A 20,323-nucleotide genomic window follows, 5' to 3' on the forward strand; every position below is an offset into this window, starting at 1 on the left:
CCGCTCTTCGCCGACAATACCAAAAGCTCACAAGAGCGCTTCGCCGCCGACAACGCGGTCTCGGCGGCAGCAGGCGCTTCCTCCACCACGACATGCGCGTTGGTGCCCGAAATGCCAAAGCTACTCACCCCTGCTATCCGGGCCACGCCGTTGCGAACCCACGGCACAGCCTCGGACGCGACCTTCACGGGCAACTCATCCCAGGCGATGTGCGGGTTGGGCGCCTCGAAGTGCAGGTTCTTCGGAATCCGACCGTGCTGCAGCGACAACACCACTTTGATCAGGCCCGCAACCCCGGCCGCCGCATCGGTATGCCCTAGATTGCTCTTGACCGAGCCGACGATCACCGGCCGGTCCGCCTCTCGGCCTTCTGACAGAACAGATCCGAGCGCCTGAACCTCAATCGGATCTCCAAGCACCGTCCCGGTCCCGTGACACTCGACGTACCCAACCTCCTTGGGACGAACCCGCGCCTCCTCGAGCGCGCGACGAATGAGGTCTTCTTGAGCAAGCCCGCTCGGCACTGTCAGTCCCTGTGTCCGTCCGTCGTGATTGATCGCACTGCCTCGGATCACCGCCAAAATGCGATCACCATCCTGTTTCGCCGTGCTCAATCGCTTGAGCACCACCATGCCGCAGCCGTCACTGCTCACGATGCCGTCCGCTGACGCATCGAACGGTCGGCACCTCCCGTGTTTGCTGAAATGGCTTAGCGCGAGCCACGATTCCGTCTCTCGCGACATTCGAGGCACCGCAGCCACGCCGCCTGCGAGCGCCACCGCGCACTCGCGCGCGCGCAACGCCTTCATCGCGACATGCACCGCCACTAGAGACGACGAGCACGCCGTATCGATCGTCATCGCCGGGCCACGAAGCCCCAGAAAATAGCTCACCCTGCCGGCGATCACGCTGGCGAGCGAGCCTGTCACATCGTAGCCGTCCGCCTCGACATCAGACCGATACAAATGCGCGGCGTAACCGTTGCCGGACGCTCCGACGTAAACGCCGACTCGTTCCTCTTCGAGCGATTGCGCCGAAATCCCCGCGTGCTCCAGCGCTTCCCAGGTCACCTCCAGCAGCAGCCGCTGTCGCGGATCCATTCGCTGCGCCTCTCCTGGCGATACCCGGAAAAAGCCCGCGTCAAACTCCGTAATCGTGTCGACGAGACCGCAGGACATCGCAGGCCCTTCCCACGGGACACTCGCGATCGGATCGCTGCCATCATCGAGCGCGCGCCACAATCTGTCTGGACACTCGCTTCCCGGCAGCCGACAAGCCATCCCTACAATCGCGATCGGCTCATTTTGTTCGTATTCGACCTGCCGAGCACGGACCTTCAATTTTTCGATGGCGACCAGAGCGTCACGTTGCCAGCTCATTACACGGCCTCCTCGGCAAGCACTTGTTTCAGATTTTCAGTCAGCTCACGTTCCAACTCTGCTGAGGAGAGACCGTCGATCTGTCGAATGCGATTCAACAGCTCCTCCTCATCCGTTTTGCGCGACACCTCGGCGACCATCATGCGCTCGACAGGTTGGTTTCCCTGCCTGAGATAGTCCGCGAGGCTTTCGATTGTCGGATATTTGAAGAGGTCCACTGCGGCGACGTTCATCTCAAGCTTGGCTCGAATGCGTTGCTGGACACGCAGTATCTTCAAGGAATTGCCGCCATGCTCGAAAAATGTCCGACTGGCATCGACAGCATCAACGCCCAGGACTTCTTTCCATATTTCCGCGAGTGCTTGCTCCAACCCGTCCCGCGGCTTTAATCGCGGCTCTTCAAGCTGCGGCACGGCGCAAGCGGCAAGAGCCTTTCGGTCCACCTTGCCGCTCGACGAGAGAGGCAAATCCGGCAGCGTCACAAACGCGACAGGAACCATGTGCTCGGGCAGAGACAATCGTAGGTGTTGCCGGAGTTCTTCCACGCCCGCTGCATTGCCGGTAGCCACGTAATATGCCACCAGCTGCGAATCGCCCTCCTTCTCGGTACGAGCAATCACGGCACATCGGCTCACCGCCGGATGGGTCGTCAACATCGCCTCAATCTCGCCGAGCTCAATGCGGAAACCGCGCACCTTGACCTGCGAGTCCACTCTCTCCAGAAACTCCAGGTTTCCGTCCGCGCTCCATCGCACCAGGTCTCCCGTGCGATAAAGCCGTCCGTTCGCGGCTTTCGTGAATGGATTCGCAATGAAGCGCTCGCGCGTGAGTTCGGGCCGTCCCATATACCCTCGCGTCACCCCGTCTCCTCCTATGAAGAGTTCTCCCGGGATACCGACCGGTACAGGTTGCAATTTCGCGTCGAGGACATAGAGTTGCGTGTTCGACGCGCCCCGACCAATGCTCACCGCACCTCGCTCGATGTCGATGAGCCAAGTCGACGACCAAATCGTCGTTTCGGTGGGACCGTAGCAATTCCATGCCCGATTCGTGCTTTGCGCAAGCTTCGTCGCCAACTTCCACGACAGAGCCTCTCCGCCGCACAGCGCTCGGAGATTCGGATTTCCTTCCCACCCGGCTTCCAAGAGTAAGTGCCACGTGGCAGGCGTCGCTTGCATCAGCGTCGCGTGCCGAACCTCTCGTACAAGCTCCTCGCCATCGCGCGTCTGCTCTCGCGTCAACAGCCGGAGCGTCGCGCCCTGCGTCAGTGGCAGGAAGAGCTCCAGGCTGGCAATATCGAACGAGAGCGGCGAGACTGCCAATAGGGTATCGCTCGCGACGACTTCCACTTCACGGGCAAAATGCGAAACGATGTTGGTCAATCCGCGATGAGGGACCGCGACGCCCTTCGGCTTGCCAGTCGAACCGGATGTATAGATGGTGTATGCAAGGTCTTCCGCCGTCGCCGGCCGCGGCACCGAGGCAGCCGAGCGCTGCTCTATCGCTTCCTTATCCGCGTCGAGCAGCACGACCTTGCCAAAAAGATTTCCTACCCAGCCACCAAGAGCGCTTTCAGTGATCAGTACCGATGCCCCGGAGTCCGCCAACATGAATTCGAGCCGCGCCGCCGGATACGAAGGATCCAGCGGCAGATACGCGCCGCCCGCTTTCAAGATCCCGAGCACCGCCACCACCATTTCGATCGATCGATCGATGCACAGTCCAACCACCACATCAGGGGCGACCCCGAGGTTGCGGAGATGATGCGCCAGCTGGTTCGAGCGGCGGTTCAACTCGCCATAGCTCAGCGAACGCTCCGCGAAGCTTACAGCTATGGCATCGGGGGTATGTCGGGCTTGTTGCTCAAGGAGCTGATGGACGCACTGATCTTTTGCATAGTCGGCTTCTGTCTTGTTCCAATCGATAAGAACAGTCTGGCGTTCTGCGCGCGTAAGCAGCGGATACGCGCCGAGCGGTTGCTGCGGGTCTTCGAGGACGCGCTCGAGCAAACCGACAAAGTGATCGGCCATGCGTGCCACTGTCGCACCCTCGAACAATTCCGGATCGTACTTGAAGTTCAGCACATGCCCGGCGGACCGTTGGCATACCTCCAGCACGAGTTCGTATTCGCCTTCCTGATTCACCCCAGGAATCATTTGTGCCGTTGCCAACGGACCATCCGCCGGGAAGCCCGCGTCGAGCCGCAAGATGCTCTCGTCCTGATACATGAACGCGACCTGAAAGATCGGAGTTCGCTCACTGCGCGGAACATTCAGCTCGCGGACCAATGCCGGGAACGGGTACTCGGCATGATCGAGACCGTCGACCAGCGTGACCTGCACCGTTCTCATAAGGTCGGAAAAGCAATCATCGCCCTTGAGGCGGCTTCGTATCGCTATCATGTTCACAAAGTGACCGATAAGCTTTTCGAAGCGCTCTTCAGGTCGCCCCATCGTCGGCACGCCAACGACAATGTCCTCCTGTCCGGCGTACCGGGATAGCAAGAGCTGGTAAATGCTCAGCAGGACAACAGCAGCGCTGACGGAATGGGAATCAGAAAACGCGAGCAGACGCGCTTCCAGGTCTGCGGCAAGCGGACGGATATAGGTCTGCCCGTGATTGTGGCTGGACTCGTATCGTGGATGGTCAGTGGGCAGTTCCAACACTGGTAGCGGACCAGAAAGCTGCTCCCGCCAATACAGCAAATGCTCTTGGCCTCGTTTGCTGGCAAGCAGCGCCTTCTCCCAGGTGACGAAATCAGCATAGCTTGACTGGGGAACTTCAATGATCGGGGACTTGCCGGCAGCCAGCGCGTCATACGTTGCAAATAGCGCCTGCAAGAGCAGTTGGCTGGACTTGCCGTCAGCCAGAATGTGATGGACCACGATCAACAAGATCTGTTCGGCTGGACCACTTTCGATAAGGTGTATCCGGATCAGCGGTCCGTCCTTGAGCGAGAAGGACGCCTTAACGATCTGTCTAAGATGAGGTACGACTGCATCATCAGTTAACGCTGCGAAATTCTCCTGTACAAGCGTGACCCGCTCGCTCGGTTGCTTCGTCAGGTAGAAGTGCCCCCCTTCTTCACGAACGACACATGCCAGCAAGGGCTGCTGATCCAACAGCGCCGATATGGCCTGCTTCAACAAGGGTGCTCTGACCGGTCGCGTCAATCGCAAGCATAAGGGAATGTGATAACCGGTCGATTGCGGCGCCGCCTCCTGCAACCACCACAAACCTTTCTGGCCTTCCGATAGCGCACCCAATGATGGCTTCCCGACTCCAATGTCACGCGATCGCGTGAAGTCGGGGACGACGTCTGTCGTGACGGAGTCATTCAGTCGTTTCACGACCAATCCGGCAAGCGCATCGATGGTCGCGTGCTTCAGCAGCTCGCGGCCGGTTACTCTGACATTGAAGGCAGCTTCCAGTTGGCGCAAAAGCTTCATTCCAAGCAATGAGCCCATCCCGTAGTCACGCATGGGCGCGCTGGATCTGATCAGCTCAGAGGGTATCTCGAGGACATCGGACAAAATTCTCGTGATGGATGTCCGCACCCGCTCCTTCATCGGCGTGTCCACGCCCTGTTCCGGAGAGATCTGCAAGGCCGGAATCTTCACAGCGGACACGGCCGCTTGTTCGTCCACCTTGCGCATCTGTTTTGGATACCTGTGTCTGACAAACGGATAATTCGGCAGAGTCAGGATCCGACGGCTGTCGCGATCGTGGAGGGTCCGCCACGGCACCTTTCCGCCCTTCGTCCAAAGCAGAGCCAGCCGCTCGAGATCTCGCGCAGCCACCAACGCCTGGACAGGCGATGAGCCTAGCCCTCCAGAAGAGAGTCGATTGGACTGAGAGCCAGTGCCGTCCACATATCCCAAATAGTACGGTAGCGCTTTCGCTGCTTCGCCATTCTCCGACGAGGCCGCCAGATATGCGGCGAGGCCAGAAAGCAATTCCTCTCGATTACGAACCACAAACGCGAGGCGCGCATCCATCGCCTCTCGCCCCACTTGCAACGTGTACGCCAGATCAGAGAGGTCGATCGCGTCTTGCTGCTCCAGCCACAGCCGCATCCGCCCGGCCATGGCCTGCAATCGATCTACGTTCTTCGCCGAGAAAATGCACAACTGCGGCCCATCTTGATTAGTCGAGCTTGAGATTACCTTCGGCGACGCCGCTAGGTACTCCTCGACCACCAAACTGACGTACGTTCCGCCCGCGCCGAATGAATTGATCAGTGCGCGGCGCGGCACCTCCTGCGTCTTCCCTTCAATCGTCAGAGTCGGTTTGTGCCAATCGGCAAGATCGCGTTGGAGCACAAATGGCGTTCGTTCCAAACGCAGCTTCGGGTTCAAGGGCTCAGCCTTGATCGACGGCACCAGTTCTTGGTGCTGCAACTGCAGCACCACCTTGATCAACTGCGCCATCGCCGCAGCGCCTTCAGGGTGACCAATGTTCGACTGCACCGAACCAAGCGCACAGAACGGCTTCGCTGAAACTGCTCGGCCGAACACCTGTCGCAAAGCCATCACTTCAACTGCGTCAGTTAGTGCCGAGCCGGTGGCCGCCGCTTCGACATAGCTGATTGTGCGCGCATCAATCCTGGCGCGCTGCAGACACTCATTCACCACCTTGGCCTGAAGGCTAGGGTTCGGAACCCAATAATCAAAGCTTCGACCACTGTGTTTGGTGGCCGTCCCCCTGATCACTGCCTGAATTTGATCTCCATGCTCGACAGCTTTGGCGAGCGGCTTGAGCAGCACGGCGCCCACGCCTTCGGCAAGCAGAAATCCATCCCCATCGCCGAAGCTCCTACTATCAGGATGGCTGGCAGTCATTTGCAGCTGGTTCAGAGCAATGTACCGCTCGGGATCTACCGAGAGGTTCGCCCCCGCTACAATCGCCAGCTCGCACTCGCCCTGTCGCAGAGCCTGACAAGCCAAGTGAACCGCCATTGCTGACGATGAACACATTGTGTCGATCGCTGCGCTTGGCCCCTCTAGATCAAGAAAATAGGAAATTCGATTGGCAATCGAAGCAATATCGGCTCCGGAGGCCCCAACATAGACGCCCACTCTGCTTTGGTAATCCTGTTGCAGCGATTCCCTCGTGCAACCAATGTCTTCCAAGAGCGTCCAGACAACTTCTAAAAGCAGCCGCGCCCGCGGGTCCACAGCCGCTGCATCGCGTGGCGAGATATTGAAGAAGAGTGGGTCGAATTCGTCAACGCCTTCGATGAACCCGCCCCACTTCGTAAAAACCTTGCCCGGCTTTCCTCTCTCGGCATCAAAGTAGTTGCGGTAATCCCAACGCTCGAACGGGATCTCCGTGACACAGTCTACGCCGTCTCGGAGGTTCTCCCAATATTGTCGCAGTGTATTGGCGCGCGGAAAACGGCCGCTCATCCCAACAATCGCAATTGCACCATGCTCGGCCACTTGGCCTGCTTCCACAGTCACGCCGTCAGGCACCGGTGAAGCACCGCTCTTTCTTGTCTTGGTTGACATAGCCTCTCCGAAGTTCGCGTCGCATCAAACTGCGAAGCTGCACCGTCGAGAAGGGCCAAGGATCATGGTGAGGTGGGGACATTATTCCTTGAGAAATGCAGACGTCTTATACAACGGCTGCGCTCGGTCATTGCCCTCCAGCTGTTTTACCAATGCGAACGGGCACGTGCCTGCTGGCGTTCGAGACAGCCATTTGTCCTTCCCACCAGGGACAATCGTCACAAGAGTATAATATTCTTTTCAATTTGCGCGAGCAGATTCCGGTTGCCGCGGCGGTTTTCCGCCGCAATTATGGGGATGCTCGCGAAACGGGCTAAATCTCAACAAAACAGCCTAGCGGTGAGGAATCGATGGATGGCAGGTTCGAGGAAGTGCAGCCACTGGTCGCCGCGTCGCTCCCGCGACATCATACGTTGGCTATTGTCGATCCGCATCAGGTCGTCCGCCTAGGCATCAAGTCGCTGTTAGCAGTCAAGGCGAATTTCCGGATGATCGCCGAACATGGAGACATCAGATCCGGTCTTACGTGTATCGAGGTGTCGCGGCCCGAAATCGTAATAACCGACGTGGTCGGATGGTCACTCGAAGGTTTTGAATGGATTCGTAGGCTACTCGAAGCCGCGCCGTGCTCGCGCATCGTGGTTTACAGCGCCTCGGCCGAGGAGCGGCACGTCATCGCAGCGCTGGCGGGCGGAGCGAGCGCCTACATCCTGAAGCAAGGCGATGGACAGATGCTTCTCCGCGCAGTCGATGCTGCGATTCAGGGTCACATGGTCCTGGACAACGGTGTAACCCCGACGGTGCTCCGACGTATCCGTTCGGAAACCGTACCCCTGGATCGGAGCGCTCTCGTCGATCTCACCCAGCAGGAAACGCGGATTGTCGCGCTGCTTGCCGAAGGCCATCCAAATCGCGAGATTGCTTCCCGTCTAGACCTGTCGGCGAAGACGGTGCGCAACTATGTCAGCCAAATCTTGACCAAGTTGAATTTGCAGACACGCACGCAGGTTGCCGCCTACGCGATCCGCCATGGCATCGAACAACGGCGGTCCGAGTCCGACAAACGCACAGGACATAACAAGCCAGACACCGCAGCGGTCGGGTTCAAGCGTCCCGACGCGATACCCGATTTGTCGGCCAAACACACCCGCTCAGGGTGACCGCGCTACCCCCAAGTCAAACGACCATGGCGTAGGGGGATTCAACGGGCGTTGCTCGCGACCGGCGCCATAGCCTGACCAGCAAAACTTCCTGCCCGCCTATAGACCGGAAGAGGCACGTTCACGAATCTTCGGCCGTGCCGATTCGTTGGTCGTCCCCTGCGACGGATTCCCCTGTAGCAGCTTCCGGCGATAGCGTCGCGTCGGCCCAGCTGCGGATTGCTTCTACAACCGCGCCCGCGCGCTTTACCCAATCGAAATGACCAGCTTGTGCAATCGCCGCATCGTCAGCGGCAAAATATCGACGCGTAATAGACGATGAAGCGAGCTTGGCCAAAAGAGACTCGACAGACCCTTGCGGCGCGAGTTGGTCTAGTTCGAACGAGACGGCGAGCACCGGCTTTCGCAGTCGCTGCAGGGATACTTCATAGTCGCGCGTGCTGTTAGCGACGACGTAGCGTCCGGTGAAACAATTATTCGACCAGTCAACTACGACGGTGCGCGCCTCGTCGTTGGCAAACCCGATCGTTTGCGCAGGAACATATCCGAGCAGTGCCGCAAGCGCGCGAAGCCGAACCATGTTGCCGAGAAGGCGCCAGCGCCGCAATCCCGACCAGCCTTTGTAATAGACGTTGCCGGCGGCGACGAGGATAAGCGCGCTTGCAGCATCTGGACAGATGCTCAGATATAGCGCGCTTAGCTGACCGCCTAGGCTATGTCCAAGCAGGAGCCTTTCATTTGAGGGAAAGCGCTGCCGCGCGACATCGAACAGAGCCGGGAAATCGAAATCGACGATCTCTCGGTAGCCGAAATCGCAATTGCGCGATGCCCGTAACGAACTACTATCGACGCCACGCCGATCGCTGGTCAGCACATGGAACCCGCTCCCGCGCAACATTTGAGCGAAAGCCGAATAGTAGCGCCCCCGGACCCCCATGGCAGGCACGCATATTATCACGGGCGCATTGGGATCGTCAGCGAGGAACAGGCGCAACGAAGCGCGCGCACCGTCCCGTGTGCTGTATTCAACGATTTGTGGGCTATTGTCCTTCACCTATCGCATCAGCCTCTGTCGCCGGTTTCGAGCGAGTCCACTTCTCTGAAACATACTAGTCTGAGCGACGCACCTTTGTCGAAGCCGGTCAAGAAAATAGGGCCGAAATCATCCGCCCGAGTTCGCCTCTTCGAGGTGCGCGCCACCATCCGCCCCGATCACGCATATCACTCAACATTTGAGTCTAACTCGTGGTGGTTGCCTTTCGTCGCTTGACCGGCACCTGTGTCTTACGCCAACTTGCAAGGCGCAACGAGGATCGCTCATCATGAACACTCCGTGGATTTTTCGGCTTGCACCGCGCTTAAACCCAAAACTCCGGCTCGTATGCTTTCCGCATGCAGGGAGAGGACCCTCGATGTTCAATCAGTGGACTCGCGACTTGCCGGCCGCAATTGAGGTGTGTGCGGTACATCTTCCAGGACGCGAAAGCCGACTTCGCGAGCCCCGGATCGAGGCAATGTCCGAACTCGCCCAGAAACTGGTCGAAGCAATTGATAGCAGCCAGATTCATGGTGCCTTTGCTATTTATGGGCACAGCATTGGGGCCTTGACGGCGTTCGAATTCACACGCGAGCTTCGCAGGCGGGGAAAGCCGCTTCCTGTTCATCTGTTCGTCTCGGGACATCGTGCTCCGCAATGTCCACCATTGCCTTTGATCTACCAACTAGACGATCGCGAGTTCTTGGCTAAGCTCACCAGCAGGTATGGAGAAATCCCGGCACTTGTACGCGCCGACCCGGACGTACTTTCCTTCTTTTTGCGCATTGTCCGTTCCGATGTGCAACTGATGGACACTTATTGCTATCGCGAGGAGCCGGCGCTCGCGATTCCGATTGCTGCCTATGGCGGCAACCGCGATGCAACCCTTCCAGATTCGATGCTCGAAGCATGGCAGAAGCACACCAGTTCGGACTTCCATCTGCGCATGTTTGAGGGGGGACACTTTTTCCCCGACGCGATCCGCCCGCAGCTCCTTCACGCCATAATGGACGACCTGGGTGAACTAGCGAACGACAGTTCCAGGCCTTCTTGACACAGTTCGCCCCGATCGATGGGTGCGATTGTGGAGCCAATTCTGCCCTCGATTCATCGAAGAGTCTTCGACGCAACAAACTCGGCCAGATGGTCAACAGTCGTCCGAATGAACGCATGATTTATTCGCGCTTTCGATTCCCCCATGCGCGAAGCAACTGCTGTAGCTGCCGATAGTCGCCCCAATTCATCCAGCGCGCACCAGGAGACGTCACCCAGCCTACCCTCGGATTGGAGGCCAGTGTTGAGCCGTCGAAGTGAAACAGCAAGCCCCAAGCCCAGCGCTTTGCTCCACGCCTCCTTTATGGCCCAGGCGCGAGTCATGGTTGCGCTACGCATTTCTTCCGGGAGAGCAACGAGACGTTCGAATTCCTCGGCATTGAGGAAGCGCTTGGCCATTGTTTCCCAATCGGGGAGCGTTCCTTGAATGTCGACGCCCAATTGACCGAGGCACGTGGCGCCAACCAATAAGTGGCTTTGGCTATGCGATAGGTTGACATCCAGCGCAATCGGATTGTGACCTGCAACATACGGCCTTCCCCGAGCGGAGATGCTCAGGGGAGCAACCGGCAATGGGACGCAAAATACAGTAGATAAGATCAGGCGGGCCAGTGCCCGGCCGAGGATAAATTCATGGCGTCGCACCGCCGATCTCATGCTTAGGCAACGAGCCTTTTCCTCGGGGCTCAGTGCTGACAGAAGAATTGTCGCCTTGTCAGCGACGTTTTTCTCCCGGTACGGGAGCACGCAAAGAACTACAGTCTCCTGGACCAACTCGGTGAGGGTGCGTCGGCCGGGAAACGTCGCCGGGTTAGCTGCCATCAATCTGCTCGACCATGCTTGAAGACGTCCACAAATCGGCTACGACCTCGAGCATTGTCTCCGTGCTCCCTCCTCCTATTCCAAAGGCTCGCAATTCAATCAGGGAACGAAGCGAGTCACTGTCGGCCAAGAGACCTCGTGCACCACGGAGTTGGAGACAGGTACCAGCGATGCGTTCCATCACTCCTGGAACCGCAGCCTTGATTGACGTCGCGCGTAACGGATCAACAACGCCTGTGATGTCTGCGTTTCGGATCGTCTCGTCCACCAGTGCTCGCAACTGTACATATTCGACCACCGCGCTCGCGAAGCGCTGCCGAACTGCATCGCGCGTCCACAACGCTTGTTCGCCGACCCTATGGGTCGCCAAATAGGAGTGCGTGGAGCGCAAAGAATGTTTCGCAACGGCGCTCGCCCAGATGCCGCCAATCAGCCGCTCCGTCGCAATGTGTTCCAGAAAGTAGCGCATGCCAAACTCGCGACGGCCAAGAACCGCATCCTTGGGAAGCTTGACATCGTCGAACCGCAAGCGCCCGATGCCCGCGCCCTGCATCACTGCCATCGCAATGGGTTCACGTGAGACACCAGCAAGATTGGTGGGTACTAGCAACGCGCAATAGTTTGCAAAATGGCGACCGGGTCGCCATCTTGCAAACACGATGGCAGCGTCCGCCATCGTTGCACTGGTAATGAAGGTCTTCTCCCCTCGCAATCGCACGATTGAGCCCTCAAACGTGGCGGTCGTCTCCATGCCCATGAAATCTGACCCCGCGGACTGGCTATCGGTTGCTGCGACGGTGCCGAGAAGTTCGCCTTTCAAGCCCGATTTGACGACCTCGTGGTGGTGATCCGAACGAGCCAACCGCGATAGCATCGGAAGAAAGACACCAACGTGAAGCGCTGAAGAAAGCGTCAGACCCCAATGCTTCGTTAGCGCAAGCTGACTTATGAAGAACTCCAGTTGGGAGAACTTCATCCTCAGCGGTTCGTGTGCAGCCTGGCGTTCAAAGCAATTGGCCAGGAAGCCTCGCTGGCCAATCGCAGAGACGAGGTCTCGTCGCGGTTCATCGGCATGATTGCTCGCCGAGACAATTTCCGGGGAGAGAATCTCGGCCAGAAATGAACGCAGCGCGGCCTGGTCCGAGGCGCCTTTCGACAAATCCCCGTCGGCGGCTGGGCGCGCTTGCGCAAAATCAAGCGAGACGGACATCGAGGTCCAGGAGAGTCAGCTTGCCGTTTACGACACGCAATCGGTCGTTCGCGTACATCAACGCCGCGGAGCGTAGATCCCGAAAGACGCGATCGAGAGCAATTTCAGATCCGGCAAGATAACCGTGCCGTAGGCCCGCCAGTTGGACCATGCGGTCGACAGTGGAAAAAGCAAGTTCCGACGCCGCGATTTTGAGATTGTTGATTTGAAGATTGAACCAGGGACTTGCAAACGCATTGCTATCGATCCCCTCCTCAGTGCGCATTCTATCGTAGGTCGCCGAAACCTGGTGCAGCAAGGCGCTCGCGGCGTCCAGTTGCAGGCGAATCTCTGCCAGACGTTCGCCGAAGAGATCGGAATGAACAGGAAATGCCTTTCGGCGCGCTGGATCGCGCAGTAGCGTCAACAATCGCCGGAAGGCGCCACGCGCGCTCCCGATCCAGGCAGCCGCCCAGGCGATATGACCGACCGGAACCATCGTGCTTACGGCTATATGTTTGAAGTCCTTGGCGTGTCGGATGATGTGATTTGCAGGCACTTGCCCCTCGAGAACCAATCCTCCGCTCTGCGTTCCTCGCATCCCCATCGAACGCCACGCACTACGCGTCTCAACTTTGACCTGCGACCGCTCGGCGAAGACGAGCACCACATCCGACGGATTTGCGTCGGGATTGGCACGCATGGTGATGAGAAACGCATCGGCATTGGCGCCACCGGTTACCACGGGCGCATCACGATGTATCTTGGCCTCATTGCCTATCCGATGAAGCGGTGCCAACGCCGTCAGCAACTCCCCACCCTTATCCCGTTCCGAAGTAACCGATGCGATATAGAGCTCGCCCGACGAAATTCGGGGAAGGAGGCTCTTGCAAAGGGAGCGCTCGGCGTAGTCCGCGATTGTTGCGACTTGTTGGCAATGCATCGCCCAAATCATAGCAGTCGACGTGCATCCCTCGGCAAGAGTTTGTGTCACCTCCGCCATGGTTGAAAAAGAAGCGCCGATCCCCCCATATCGTTGCTCCACAACCAAGCCCATCAGTCCGCACTTTCTTATTTCGTCAAGTCCCTTCTGCGGAAATATTCCATTTTCATCTACTTCTGTCGCATGCGACTCCAGCTCGTCGCGAAGTTTGCGCGCAAGCAGCTGAAGCTCCGCTGCATTGGGCACCCAATCCGACTCGTTTCTGGCCGCACTCAAAAGCTGATCCATGGGGCGGCTCCTATCGCGCTTCAGCCGGAACCAGAGGCAATACGGCGCTCTGGAGAGAATTGAGGGTCGCAAAGGTCTCGCTGGTCAAATACTCGTCGGGCATCATGACCCCAAAGGTGTCTTCGAGGTCCAGCAGGAGATCGATGGCGGCCGCAGAGTCGAGTCCATAGTCCTTCAACAACACGTTGGGATCCAACACGGCCTCCCTCTGCAGGTATTTAAGACGCCGCCTCACCAATTCTGCCAGTGTCATTTCGAGTGTCATCGAATTCTCCTCTGAGGGTTGTTTGCCGACGAATGGTTAGGCGAGACACGTCCACAACGTTGTCCCCGTCCAAAACAATCTCTGTCGGAGTGTCGTGGCCCAAGAACGCAATCAAACTTGCCGTCAGCCCGTAGGCGCCTACGTTTAATATCTCCAGGACGTCTCCGCGCGACGGTTTTGGCATCACCGTCCTTCTGGCGAGAAAGTCGAGCGGGGTACACAACGGCCCAACAAGATCCATCTCGGTTTCCGTTTCGGGATCCCGTGTTGAATTCTGATTGAGCTGAACGCCCACGTTCGCGACACGACGAAGCCCAGCCATGCCGCCAAGGTGATTGATCCCCGCATCGAGAACAGCAAAGGACACTCCCTTGCTGGTCTTTACGTCCTGCACAGTAGTCAATAGACGCCCGGAAGACGCCACGAGATAGCGGCCCGACTCGAACATCACCATGGGCGAGCCAATCCGCCATTGCGGAAACATTTGATCAAGCAGCGCTTCGATCGGCGCACGCAGTGCAGAGAAGTCCGGTCGATTTCCTGATTTGGCAAATGGATGGCCAAAGCCACCGCCCAAATCGAGCACCTTCGGGATGAAACCACGACCCGCGAGTTCAGAAGCTGCTTCGAGCGCGACCTTCGTTGCGTGAACAATCGTCTCCGGTGCGGACAGATTCGTTCCCATGTAAAAATGGAATCCGAGAAAATCGACGAACGGACCGCGGCTGAATGCTTGCGGCTCGTCGAGGATCCAGCGCATATCTGCGCCAAATTGCGACGGAGTTCCGCACATCGCCAAGCCCATCCCGGGCACGCACAAATCCGGGTTAATGCGCAAGAGTACATCGGCGCGGACTCCTACCGCCCGCGCATGACGTTCGACTTTTTCGAGATCCCAGGGGGAATCGACCGAAAAGCGACGGCATCCACAGCGGAACGCTTCGCGCAGATCGAGCTCGGTCTTTCCGGGCCCGGTAAACATGCATGAGGACGGCTGGGCTCCCGCCTTCAGCGCCTGCTTCAACTCTCCCAAGGATGAAACCTCGGCCAGGCATCCAAGCCGGAGCAATTCGGCAACCACCATCGGATGCGGATTTGCCTTGAGCGAGTAGTATAGGCCACTCGGTCGAGGGAGGGCGCGACTGAGCGCAGCGTGCGACGCGCGCACGGCTTCCAGTTGATAAACATAGGCGGGGCTTGCGAAACGATCGACGATGTCTGTTGGGGTCATGATGCGGATTCCATCACGCTACGCCGGAGCTCATGCTTGTCGATTTTTCCATTTACCGACAGCGGCATGTTTGGCGCGACCAGAATACGCGAAGGAATCTTGAAATCTTCCAATCGCTTTTGCAGGCCGATCAGGACGCTCGTCTCCGAAATCAATCCGGACACTATTAGTGTGGCGGCTTCATCATCCTTTGGAGGCAGCAAAGCAGCGTGCTCAACGCCATCCACTGCGTACGCAGCCGCCTCTACCTCGATAGCACTGACGCGAAATCCACTCTGCTTGTAGATGTCGTCGTTTCTTCCGTGGAAATACAAATAGCCGTCGGCATCGATGTGGCAGCTATCCCCGGTGAAGAGGGCGTATTCCGAACCTGATCCCCATCTCCTGAATCGATTGGCCGTCAGTTCCGGGGCCCGCCAGTAACCGCTCATTACGTGCGGTCCCCGGACCACGAGTTCACCAATCTCACCGGCCGGCAAAACCTTTCCATCCGGGCCTATGATCAGGCACTCGGTATCGGGAAGAGGCCGCCCGACAGAGTCTGGCTTGCGGGCGTAATCCGACGGATCGAGTATCGAGGTCCGCTTGCATTCGGTGAGCCCGAACATCACGAAGATTTGGGCATCGGGAAACAAGTTCTGCAGGCGAGTAATTGTGCTGGCATGCAGTTTCGCGCCGGTGTTGGTTATCATTCGGAGCGGCGGCAGATTTTTCCTATCGCGGCGCACCAGTTCCGTGAGCGAAAGCCCAAGCGATGGGACGATAGGCAGGACCGTGGCGTTCCATCGCCGCAATGCGGGCAAGAGCTGCGGGCCGGCCTCCGTAGCATTTCCAAGCGCGATGGTTGCTCCCGCGTGCAGCGTCAGAAAGAATTGATAGAGACCGTAGTCAAACGACAAAGGAATGACGGTGGCAATGACGTCAGTTTGACGAAGCCCCAGGCGATTTTGGATAGCAGCTGTTGCAAACAGAATGTTGCGATGCGTCGAAACTACGGCCTTGGGCAGCGCCGTGCTACCCGAGGTATAGATAAGGCATGCGATGTCCTGGCTTATGGCTGCAGCGCTCTGGCACAGAACAGGTGCGCCCAGAATATCCGGCCAGACAGCCTCAACGTCAAAGACGGGACATCGGGAGTTCTCAGCCAGTTCGTCCGCTTTGGCCACAGTCGTCAATACGATCGAGGGCTGAGCATCCTCCAATATGTGGCGCAGTTGGACCGTCTTTACGCTCGGATTGACGACGCAAAAAATGGCGCCAATTCGTGAAGCGGCCACGATCAACGTGACCAGCGGAAGCCCGTTTGGCAGAACGATCAGCACCCGGTCGCCGCGGCATATGCCGGCCGTTGAAAGCCAGGACGCGGCGCGGCATGTCTGACTACTCAATTCGCCATATGACATTTCTGTTGTGTCAGTTCTTATCGCCGGTCGTTGAGGCGAGAGCGACGCAACTTGGTCAAGCAGCGAGTGAAGAAATTGCGTTCCGGTCATAGGCTGCTCATCATAGCGTTGCCCGACGTTTTGAGTTGCTGCGCGAATATCTGGGCAATTCGGGCTGGCGTCGCAAACGTCTCCGGAACGATATACTCAGGATCAAGTTCAACACCTGACGCATGCTCGATTTCGCTAATCAACCGGAACAGCGCCGGGGAATCGAAGCTGCTGATCTGCTTGAGTTCCGTCGCTGATGACAAGTCGATGTCCGGATCGCGCAATATCCGTCGCAAAATGCCGATCACTTCATCCAGGATTTCGTCGCGGCAATCCGAATTCATGGCTAACCTTGCTCACTTTCAGGAGCGAGCGCCCGGCGGGCGATCTTTCCCGTACTTGTCTTCGGAAGAATCTCGCGAACTGCAAATTTTTCGGGGATCATGTACGGTGGCAGGCGCTCGCGACACCACGCCACAAGGGTCGACTCCTCGATCGTTAGTCCGGGGGGCGGAACGACAAATCCCAGGAGCTGCGTTGTATATTCGGGATGCGGCACGGCAATCACCGCAGCCTCGGCGACCCTCGGACAGGCTGAAATGACGGCCTCTACGTCGCCCAGATCGACACGAAAGCCGCGTGTCTTGACCGTTCCGTCGCGGCGACCCACGAAGCGAAGTTGGCCATCAACATCCCAGTATCCGAAGTCGCCCGTGCGATACCCAGCAAGTTGCTGACCGTCCTGGTAGACGATAGCCCGGCTCTGCTGCGTGAGATCCGGGCGATTGAGATATCCCGGCGATACGCTAGGTCCACTGGCGACGATTTCTCCCTGCACATCCGCGTCGGTAATAGCCAACCCGTTTGTATCACTGATGACGATTTTCGTGCCTGGAACGGCATGCCCAATAGGAATTCGCTCACCGGCCAAAGGCGGCCGCGGCAGTTCGTGCGCGGCAATTACATTGGTCTCGATGGGTCCATATAGATTGAAAACACGGGCCTGAGGAACGGATGACATCAAACGCGATAGTGGATTTGCCTGAAATTCCTCGCCCGCGTAGAGAAGCAAGCGCAAAGAAGGTATCCCCCCGCGCGATAACGTACTGCGCGATACTAGTGCGGTCAGTGCTGAAGGTACTGCGTAGAGAACCGATATTTTTTGCTCGCGGAGAAAGCGCACGAGTCCTTCGGGAAAACGAGCAACATCCGGTCGTACAAGAAACAGACAGGCGCCGCGTGCGAGCCCCGCATAAATATCGAGGACCGGCAGATCAAAGTGGAGCGGAGCATGGACCGCGATGCGGTCTGTCGGATTTATGTCGAAACAATCCAACGCCCATCCCACGAAGGCTGCGGCATTCTCGTGAGTGATCATGACGCCTTTCGGTTCGCCGGTTGACCCGGAAGTATACAAGACATATGCGAGGTCAGATGGCTGGATGCCGTTTCCCTCGATCTCCGCGGAGGAGCGGGTGACACTTGCGGCTTCGGAACGCTCAATGATTTCTGCATCGGCATCTGGATCGACCATCAGCGCCAGTCCAGCCGCAGCCGTTGTTTCCCGCTCCCACTCTGTCCTAGTGAAGGCGTCCACGACAAGCGCCGATGCTCCGGAATCGCGCAGCATGAATCGACGGCGCTGCATCGGGGTCGCCGGATCGATTGGAATATATGCATAGCCGGCCAGCAGCGTTCCCAACATCGCAGCAATTGCTGCCGGCGACTTTTCAAGGTTGAGTGCAACACGGCTCCCGCGCGGCAAGACACGCGAGAATAATTTCGCCAACCGCGTTGCCCATGCCAAAAGCTGCGCGTAGCTCAGCTTATAGTCGCCATCGACGATTGCCAGGCGATCTGGGTCGCGCGAAGCCGCCGCAACGATGTTCTCGTGAATAAGCATACGTTATGCCACGCCGAAATTGGTGACGAAAGATTGCTTGGGAAGTTCTTTGCTGATCAACTTCGCCATATCGATTTCAGCAGGCTCGATCTGGTTCACTATCAGCTTGAACGACGTATCGGGCGGAGAACGGCCATCCTTCGCACGCCGGAATGCAATGTACGCAAATTCGCTCGCCGTTCGCCACGGGCGGACGACGGCATTCTCGAAAGCTTCGGCTACAGTTGCTGAAGTTAGTCCAGACGATTTCTGCGCCAAATCAGCGAGCCAACGGGCATGAATTTGCCGAGCGCGTGTGATGAGCCAGCAGTCAAGCGCGAATCGTCCTAGAATATCCGGATTTTTCGCATTATCCGCATAATAGGTGGCAAAAGTTCGCATCGCATGCTTTGCGTCGAGCTCTTGTAGGATATTTTCGACGTTCGCGTATAAGACCCGGTCAACACTCTGACCGAGCCTTTCTGAACCCTTCTGAATAGACCACGCGATTTTACGACGAGCAGAGTTCAGGCTGCTGATGCTCTCGACAAGGCAATCGGCAGGAACCGAGGTCGCCGTCGGCCGGGCCTCGCCCCACTCCGTACGAATGGAATAAGCATCGACGATATCGGCGCTTTGGTCGTCGACCGCAGTAAGGATGACCGAGTGCTCCATATGTTGGTTATTCGCATATGGGAGCCATGGCATGTGATATGCATTCCCGAAGAGAAGCGTCGGCCCTTCGTCGGCCAGGCGGGCAAGATCCGCTGACAGCCCGTCATCATCAGACAGATGATTTTCCCTGATCGTAAAACGCGTATACCGCGCGACTAGATCTTGAAGCGGCGAGCGACCGAGTAGCAGTTGAGCTTCAGTTCGTTGCGGTTCAAATGAAAAGTGCCACTCGGCGGCAAAGGGAGTGCGAATGTCATGAACCCCCACCGATTCTAGTAGAACTGCAATGTTCACGGCGACGCAATCCAGCGCGTCGACATCGACTCGATCCCAGCTCAGGCGGTTTCCACGGGTACTCGAATTTGGGTACAGCATCGTTCCAATCCGGTAGGGGGCGAGACCCAGTCGATTTGGTAGTCAGATAGACTTGTTTGATCTAACGATGCTGGCTAGTCAGCCACGGCACAAGAGGCGTTGGTACTGCACCGAACGGGACACTTGTCACAAGTAGCTTGGAAGAATGCACTTTTGCTGCGTGTGACCTGCCCCTAAGAAATTCCTCCAGACCGAGTTAGAGTCCGCCCTGACGAAGGACGGACAGATGAAGCGGAAGCGGTTCACGGAAGAGCAGATCATAGCGGTGCTGAAGGAGCACGAGGCTGGGGCGAAGACGGCGGACCTGGCCCGCAAGCACGGGATCTCGGAGGCGACGTTCTATAATTGGAAGGCCAAGTTCGGGGGCATGGATGTGTCCGAGGCGAAGCGGCTCAAAGCGCTGGAGGACGAGAACGCCAAGCTGAAGAAGCTGTTGGCCGAGCAGATGCTGGATGCGGCAGCGCTGCGGGAGCTGCTCTCAAAAAAATGGTAGGGCCTGCCGCCAAGCGCGCCGCAGCGGCGCACCTGCAGGCCGAACTGGGCCTGTCGGAACGGCGGGCCTGTTCGATTGTCGGGGCGGACCGGTCGATGATCCGCTACCGGTCGCGCCGGCCGCCTGATGCCGAGCTTCGGGTCCGCTTGCGCGAACTGGCCAATGAGCGCCGGCGGTTCGGCTACCGGCGGCTGTTCGTCCTGCTGCGGCGGGAGGGCGAGCCGTCCGGCATCAACCGCATCCACCGGCTCTATCGAGAGGAAGGGCTTGCCGTGCGCAAGCGTCGCGCCCGCCGCAAGGCCTGTGGGGTCCGGGTGCCGATCCTGGTGGAGGCTAGGCCGAATGCACGCTGGTCTCTGGACTTCGTGTCGGACCAGTTCGCCAATGGGCGACGCTTCCGCATCCTCAACATCGTCGATGACGTGACCAAGGAATGCCTGGGCGCGATCGCCGACACCTCGATCTCGGGCCGGCGGGTGGCACGGGAGCTGACCTCGATCGTCACCCGGCGCGGCAAGCCGGGTTCGATCGTCTCGGACAACGGCACCGAGTTCACCTGCAACGCGATGCTGGCCTGGTGCAAGGACAA

At 58.2% G+C, this 20,323-nt stretch carries 14 protein-coding genes and 1 pseudogene; 3 read left to right on the plus strand and 12 right to left on the minus strand.

Features of this window, described 5'->3' with window-relative positions; genetic code table 11:
• A partial coding sequence (locus tag QXZ85_RS33510) for a polyketide synthase (protein WP_315728323.1) occupies positions 1 to 1,379 on the minus strand: 1,379 nt, incomplete at its 3' end.
• Positions 1,379 to 6,889: a non-ribosomal peptide synthetase gene (locus tag QXZ85_RS33515; protein ID WP_315728321.1), complete on the minus strand. Its 5,511-nt coding sequence runs from the start codon at positions 6,887 to 6,889 to the stop codon at positions 1,379 to 1,381. The genes QXZ85_RS33510 and QXZ85_RS33515, both read right to left, overlap by 1 nt.
• Before the next feature lie 350 nt (positions 6,890 to 7,239).
• Here QXZ85_RS33515 and QXZ85_RS33520 point away from each other — a divergent pair, with 350 nt between their 5' ends.
• The gene (locus QXZ85_RS33520) at positions 7,240 to 8,049 is read left to right on the plus strand and encodes a response regulator transcription factor (protein ID WP_315728319.1); all 810 of its coding nucleotides are present in this window, start codon (positions 7,240 to 7,242) and stop codon (positions 8,047 to 8,049) included.
• 121 nt (positions 8,050 to 8,170) lie between these two features.
• Here QXZ85_RS33520 and QXZ85_RS33525 read toward each other — a convergent pair whose 3' ends face one another.
• Positions 8,171 to 9,103, minus strand: a complete 933-nt coding sequence (locus tag QXZ85_RS33525) for an alpha/beta fold hydrolase (RefSeq protein ID WP_315728317.1) — start codon at positions 9,101 to 9,103, stop codon at positions 8,171 to 8,173.
• Between the two features lie 268 nt (positions 9,104 to 9,371).
• Here QXZ85_RS33525 and QXZ85_RS33530 point away from each other — a divergent pair, with 268 nt between their 5' ends.
• Positions 9,372 to 10,139 (plus strand): thioesterase II family protein, encoded by a 768-nt coding sequence (locus tag QXZ85_RS33530; protein ID WP_315728315.1) that lies wholly within the window; start codon positions 9,372 to 9,374, stop codon positions 10,137 to 10,139.
• Positions 10,140 to 10,192: 53 nt separating this feature from the next.
• Here the strand turns inward: QXZ85_RS33530 and QXZ85_RS33535 are convergent, their stop codons facing one another.
• From QXZ85_RS33535 to QXZ85_RS33575, 9 genes are read right to left on the minus strand one after another with little or no spacing between them, the layout of a single operon-like run.
• Positions 10,193 to 10,960, minus strand: coding sequence for a 4'-phosphopantetheinyl transferase family protein (locus QXZ85_RS33535; RefSeq protein ID WP_315728313.1), 768 nt, complete (start codon positions 10,958 to 10,960; stop codon positions 10,193 to 10,195).
• Positions 10,950 to 12,170 carry an acyl-CoA dehydrogenase gene (locus QXZ85_RS33540; protein ID WP_315728311.1) on the minus strand — a complete coding sequence of 407 codons (1,221 nt, stop codon included), beginning with the start codon at positions 12,168 to 12,170 and terminating at the stop codon, positions 10,950 to 10,952. The genes QXZ85_RS33535 and QXZ85_RS33540 overlap by 11 nt, the downstream gene beginning before the upstream one ends.
• Complete coding sequence (locus QXZ85_RS33545) at positions 12,154 to 13,380, minus strand: acyl-CoA dehydrogenase family protein (RefSeq protein ID WP_315728309.1); 1,227 nt, start codon at positions 13,378 to 13,380, stop codon at positions 12,154 to 12,156. Before QXZ85_RS33545 ends, QXZ85_RS33540 begins: the two co-directional genes overlap by 17 nt.
• Before the next feature lie 10 nt (positions 13,381 to 13,390).
• Positions 13,391 to 13,645, minus strand: a complete 255-nt coding sequence (locus QXZ85_RS33550; protein ID WP_315728307.1) for a phosphopantetheine-binding protein — start codon at positions 13,643 to 13,645, stop codon at positions 13,391 to 13,393.
• Positions 13,599 to 14,876, minus strand: coding sequence for a hypothetical protein (locus tag QXZ85_RS33555; protein ID WP_315728305.1), 1,278 nt, complete (start codon positions 14,874 to 14,876; stop codon positions 13,599 to 13,601). The genes QXZ85_RS33550 and QXZ85_RS33555 overlap by 47 nt, the downstream gene beginning before the upstream one ends.
• Positions 14,873 to 16,369 carry a class I adenylate-forming enzyme family protein gene (locus tag QXZ85_RS33560; RefSeq protein ID WP_315728303.1) on the minus strand — a complete coding sequence of 499 codons (1,497 nt, stop codon included), beginning with the start codon at positions 16,367 to 16,369 and terminating at the stop codon, positions 14,873 to 14,875. The genes QXZ85_RS33555 and QXZ85_RS33560 overlap by 4 nt, the downstream gene beginning before the upstream one ends.
• Positions 16,366 to 16,653 carry a phosphopantetheine-binding protein gene (locus tag QXZ85_RS33565; protein WP_315728301.1) on the minus strand — a complete coding sequence of 96 codons (288 nt, stop codon included), beginning with the start codon at positions 16,651 to 16,653 and terminating at the stop codon, positions 16,366 to 16,368. The genes QXZ85_RS33560 and QXZ85_RS33565 overlap by 4 nt, the downstream gene beginning before the upstream one ends.
• A 2-nt stretch (positions 16,654 to 16,655) precedes the next feature.
• Positions 16,656 to 18,212 (minus strand): amino acid adenylation domain-containing protein, encoded by a 1,557-nt coding sequence (locus tag QXZ85_RS33570; protein ID WP_315728299.1) that lies wholly within the window; start codon positions 18,210 to 18,212, stop codon positions 16,656 to 16,658.
• A 3-nt stretch (positions 18,213 to 18,215) separates the two neighbouring features.
• Positions 18,216 to 19,241 carry a hypothetical protein gene (locus QXZ85_RS33575; protein WP_315728297.1) on the minus strand — a complete coding sequence of 342 codons (1,026 nt, stop codon included), beginning with the start codon at positions 19,239 to 19,241 and terminating at the stop codon, positions 18,216 to 18,218.
• Positions 19,242 to 19,467: 226 nt separating this feature from the next.
• Here QXZ85_RS33575 and QXZ85_RS33580 point away from each other — a divergent pair.
• Positions 19,468 to 20,323 (plus strand): annotated as a pseudogene (locus QXZ85_RS33580) (IS3 family transposase); the annotation flags it as partial.

Origin of the sequence: Bradyrhizobium sp. SZCCHNGR1005 (assembly GCF_032489995.1) — a bacterium.
Classification (GTDB): domain Bacteria; phylum Pseudomonadota; class Alphaproteobacteria; order Rhizobiales; family Xanthobacteraceae; genus Bradyrhizobium.

What these genes read in the sequence shown, in the direction of transcription:
- QXZ85_RS33520 (WP_315728319.1), top strand. Translation starts at nt 7,240, where the DNA reads ATGGATGGCAGGTTCGAGGAAGTGCAGCCACTGGTCGCCGCGTCGCTC.
- QXZ85_RS33575 (WP_315728297.1), bottom strand. Translation starts at nt 19,241, where the DNA reads ATGCTGTACCCAAATTCGAGTACCCGTGGAAACCGCCTGAGCTGGGAT.
- QXZ85_RS33515 (WP_315728321.1), bottom strand. Translation starts at nt 6,889, where the DNA reads ATGTCAACCAAGACAAGAAAGAGCGGTGCTTCACCGGTGCCTGACGGC.
- QXZ85_RS33560 (WP_315728303.1), bottom strand. Translation starts at nt 16,369, where the DNA reads ATGACCGGAACGCAATTTCTTCACTCGCTGCTTGACCAAGTTGCGTCG.
- QXZ85_RS33530 (WP_315728315.1), top strand. Translation starts at nt 9,372, where the DNA reads ATGAACACTCCGTGGATTTTTCGGCTTGCACCGCGCTTAAACCCAAAA.
- QXZ85_RS33555 (WP_315728305.1), bottom strand. Translation starts at nt 14,876, where the DNA reads ATGACCCCAACAGACATCGTCGATCGTTTCGCAAGCCCCGCCTATGTT.
- QXZ85_RS33535 (WP_315728313.1), bottom strand. Translation starts at nt 10,960, where the DNA reads ATGGCAGCTAACCCGGCGACGTTTCCCGGCCGACGCACCCTCACCGAG.
- QXZ85_RS33550 (WP_315728307.1), bottom strand. Translation starts at nt 13,645, where the DNA reads ATGACACTCGAAATGACACTGGCAGAATTGGTGAGGCGGCGTCTTAAA.
- QXZ85_RS33565 (WP_315728301.1), bottom strand. Translation starts at nt 16,653, where the DNA reads ATGAATTCGGATTGCCGCGACGAAATCCTGGATGAAGTGATCGGCATT.
- QXZ85_RS33540 (WP_315728311.1), bottom strand. Translation starts at nt 12,170, where the DNA reads ATGTCCGTCTCGCTTGATTTTGCGCAAGCGCGCCCAGCCGCCGACGGG.
- QXZ85_RS33545 (WP_315728309.1), bottom strand. Translation starts at nt 13,380, where the DNA reads ATGGATCAGCTTTTGAGTGCGGCCAGAAACGAGTCGGATTGGGTGCCC.
- QXZ85_RS33570 (WP_315728299.1), bottom strand. Translation starts at nt 18,212, where the DNA reads ATGCTTATTCACGAGAACATCGTTGCGGCGGCTTCGCGCGACCCAGAT.